We start from the raw sequence: 3,430 nt of genomic DNA on the forward strand, positions 1-3,430 counted from the left end.
CTCTGAGAACCGTTATTTTGATGTTTTTGTCGAGTATGCCAAAGCCGCACCGGAAGATATTTTGATTCAAATTGCGATCGCTAATCGCGCTGCCGGAGTATTTACCTGTGTGTTTGAGTCTCCTGGTTCTCCAATTCATCAAGCAATTCCCAATGGTGATTTGCGTCGGTTTTTAATCCAACATTTGGACAGCATTTTGGCTGTATGTAATTGTGCCACCGATGGGAATGTTGCTGGCATCAGGAGTGTGTGCTGTACTAGGTAGTTCTCACCCTAAAATAGAAAAAAGATAACCTGGAACTATCCTGAGCTTCCACGATGGACAAAAAACATTACTATAGTGCCAAGTGAAGGATCTCCACTATCGGCAATTAAGACAAAAACTAGGTAAAGCCGATGAATCAGGCGACTAGAAATGTCCTGTGCATGACGGGTATAAAAAAAAGTTTTTCCGGCGTGCCAGCCCTCTGGGATGTGGATTTTGAACTGAAGGCAGGCGAGATTCATGCACTGGTCGGAGAGAATGGTGCTGGCAAATCGACGCTCATCAAGATTATGACGGGGGCTTATCGGCGGGACTCAGGTGTTATAGAGTACGACCAGAAAACCGTTGCATTCCAGAACCCGACCGAAGCGCAGGCGGCAGGCATTGTAGCTGTCTACCAAGAGATCCAGCTTGTGGATTTCCGAACTGTTGCTGAGAATATTTTTCTTGGCAGGGAGCCGCATCGCTTCGGCATCATTGATAGACGGGCAATGAACGCTAGGGCAACCGATATCTTGGAGCGCCTGGGGTTGCATATCGACCCGCACTCAGTGGTTGGTTCGCTGAATATTGCCCATCGCCAGATGGTGGCGATCGCCCGTGCCATCTCCTTTGGTGCGCGGGTGCTGATCCTCGATGAACCCACGAGTTCGCTGACGGAAACTGAAGTTTCTCTTCTTTTTGATGTCATGCGACGGCTAAAGTCGGAAGGGACATCCATCGTCTACGTCAGCCACCGTTTTGAAGAACTTTATGCCGTGTGCGATCGCGTGACAGTATTGCGTGATGGGCGCAACATCGTGACGCGATCGCTGCCCACGCTCACTCGTCTGGAACTCGTTTGTTTTATGCTAGGTCGTGAGCCAGAAGAGGTGAGCAAAGGAGTCACGGCGTTTGCAGGACACTCGCAAAACACGCTAAATCGGCCAGTGCTGCTCCAGGCGGAAGCTCTCAAATATAAAAAACGGCTCAATGGCGTTTCCATTGAAATGCGGCATGGCGAAATCGTCGGGATTGCGGGTTTGCTCGGCTCTGGTCGTAGTGAAACGGTGCGTGCCTTGTTTGGGGCTGAACCTCTTGAAGGTGGAACTGTAAAACTCGAAGGTAGTCTTTTATCGCTGCGCGATCCTCATGATGCGATCGCTGCTGGAATCGCTTTTCTTTCCGAGGATCGCAAGGCGGACGGCATCATCCCTGAGCTTTCGGTGCGCGAAAACCTTACTCTTGCTGCGCTACCGAACCTGACGCAATGGGGCATCGTTTCCAGAAAACAACAGAGCGAACTTGTCGAGCGTTTCATGCAACGTCTTGACATCAAAGCCGCCAGCGCCGAGCAGAAAATCCACGAACTATCGGGCGGCAATCAGCAGAAGGTGCTTCTGGCGCGATGGCTGTGCAAGAATACAAAACTTCTTCTCCTCGATGAGCCAACTCGTGGTATTGATGTTGGTGCGAAGCGCGAGATCCAGCAGCTAATCGCCGAACTAGCAGAGCAAGGGCTGGGGGTTCTGATGATTTCATCGGAAGTGGAAGAGTTAGTTGAAGGTTCGCAACGTGTCGTCGTCCTGCGTGACGGGCAGTCAATCGCGGAACTGGGCGGCGAACAGAAGAACATAAAGGCAATTCTGCACGCAATGGCAGAAGGTGCAGATCGTCAGGAAGCCGTCGATAGACAATCCCAAACAGAGCAAAATACAAATGAGTAGCAATAAGTCCGATCGGAGTTGGGGAACCTTGTGGAATCCAAACTTCGGTGCATTTGCGGCACTCCTAATTCTCTATGTTGCGAACGCCATCTTCACTCCGCGTTTCGCTACAGTTAGCAACACATTAAATATGTTGCTCCAAGTATCCACAACAATGTTGATTGCCGTTGGCATGACCTTTGTCATTGCCTCCCGTGGTATCGACCTGACGGTTGGCTCCACGATGGCATTGGTTTCAGTCATTGTGGCATTGCTGATTAAGTATGGGATGACTGTTGCCATCTTGTTCGCTTTGAGCGCTGCTCTGTTGGTTGGTCTGATCAATGGCTTTTTGATCTCCCGTCTGAAACTTGATGCTTTGATCACCACCTTGGCGGCTCTCATCTTATGGCGTGGGATTGCTCAGGTTGTCGGGGACGGTAAGCTCGTTCCCTTCGTCAATCCGACATTTGAAGCGCTGGGAAAGGGCTATCTCGGTTCTATACCAATTCAAGTCGTCATTGCGGCCATAGCGATCGCGGCAGCTTTCTTCTGTATCCGCTCTACGCTTTTTGGGCGTCATATCGTCGCAGTTGGCGGCAACGAGGAGGCTGCACGGCTTGCGGGTATCCGTGCGGAGCGCGTGAAATATATAGTCTATATAATTAGCGCCCTGCTTGCCGGGGTTGCCGGACTTGTCGAGACAGCGAGGCTGGGCATGGGCGATCCGAGCAAGGTCGGTGTCAACGCGGAATTTGATGCGATCGCGGCTGTTGTTGTTGGCGGTACGCCCTTCTCCGGTGGTCGGGCAAATGTCCTCGGCACTGTTGTCGGAGCCTTGCTCATGCAGGTGATTTCCACAAGTTTCAATATGCTTTTGATTCCCTTTACCTGGTCATTGGTTTTGAAATCCGTAATCATTCTTTTCGCCATTTTTTTGCAGCGTCCGAGGGAGGTTTAACGCGTCATGGCTGCCACAAAGTCGGGTATACAGCGTTTTGCCAAGCTCATCACCTCTTAAGGCGTGCTGCGAATGCTCCTTAGTTTGGCTATTTTCGCATCCTTTCGTTATGAAACCTTCCTGACACCTGTTAATCTGATCAACATCATGCGACAGAATGGTATGCTGGCGCTGTATCAAAGTTTCGTTCCAAAAAGCCAAAACACAGAGGTGCTGGACAACGAGTCGAAGCTCCGAGGTTTAACATCACTAATAAGCTTTTTAGTCTTAACTGAACCGTATTGGAATGTGTTACGGCTTTACCCTAACGCACCTGAGCAACCTAAAAAGAGAGCGATCGCATCATATATCAATCGCTCTCTAACCCATAATTAATTTGCTCAAACTCTATATGAGCGCAATACGGTTCAGTTAAGGCTAAAACTCTTTGTCAAAGTCAACTTTTTTAACGAACCGCAGAGGCGCAGAGGAAACAGAGAGAAGAGAAAAAATGCTTAACTGAACTGTATTGTATATAAA

Annotated in this window: 3 protein-coding genes and 1 pseudogene; all 4 read left to right on the plus strand. The window is 49.6% G+C overall.

The features are described 5' to 3' along the window. A pseudogene (locus IQ229_RS24225) lies at positions 1-265 on the plus strand (hypothetical protein); the annotation flags it as partial. Positions 266-396: 131 nt separating this feature from the next. Continuing rightward, the gene (locus IQ229_RS19060; RefSeq protein WP_194046432.1) at positions 397-1,971 is read left to right on the plus strand and encodes a sugar ABC transporter ATP-binding protein; all 1,575 of its coding nucleotides are present in this window, start codon (positions 397-399) and stop codon (positions 1,969-1,971) included. Beyond that, positions 1,964-2,911, plus strand: a complete 948-nt coding sequence (locus IQ229_RS19065; protein ID WP_228013569.1) for an ABC transporter permease — start codon at positions 1,964-1,966, stop codon at positions 2,909-2,911. The genes IQ229_RS19060 and IQ229_RS19065 overlap by 8 nt, the downstream gene beginning before the upstream one ends. A 72-nt stretch (positions 2,912-2,983) precedes the next feature. Beyond that, positions 2,984-3,286, plus strand: coding sequence for a hypothetical protein (locus IQ229_RS19070; protein ID WP_194046436.1), 303 nt, complete (start codon positions 2,984-2,986; stop codon positions 3,284-3,286). Positions 3,287-3,430: the final 144 nt, after the last annotated feature.

The sequence above is a fragment of the Nostoc cf. edaphicum LEGE 07299 genome (assembly GCF_015207245.1).
In the GTDB taxonomy this organism is placed as follows: Bacteria; Cyanobacteriota; Cyanobacteriia; order Cyanobacteriales; family Nostocaceae; genus Nostoc; species Nostoc edaphicum_B.

What these genes read in the sequence shown, in the direction of transcription:
- IQ229_RS19060 (WP_194046432.1), top strand. Translation starts at nt 397, where the DNA reads ATGAATCAGGCGACTAGAAATGTCCTGTGCATGACGGGTATAAAAAAA.
- IQ229_RS19065 (WP_228013569.1), top strand. Translation starts at nt 1,964, where the DNA reads ATGAGTAGCAATAAGTCCGATCGGAGTTGGGGAACCTTGTGGAATCCA.
- IQ229_RS19070 (WP_194046436.1), top strand. Translation starts at nt 2,984, where the DNA reads ATGCTCCTTAGTTTGGCTATTTTCGCATCCTTTCGTTATGAAACCTTC.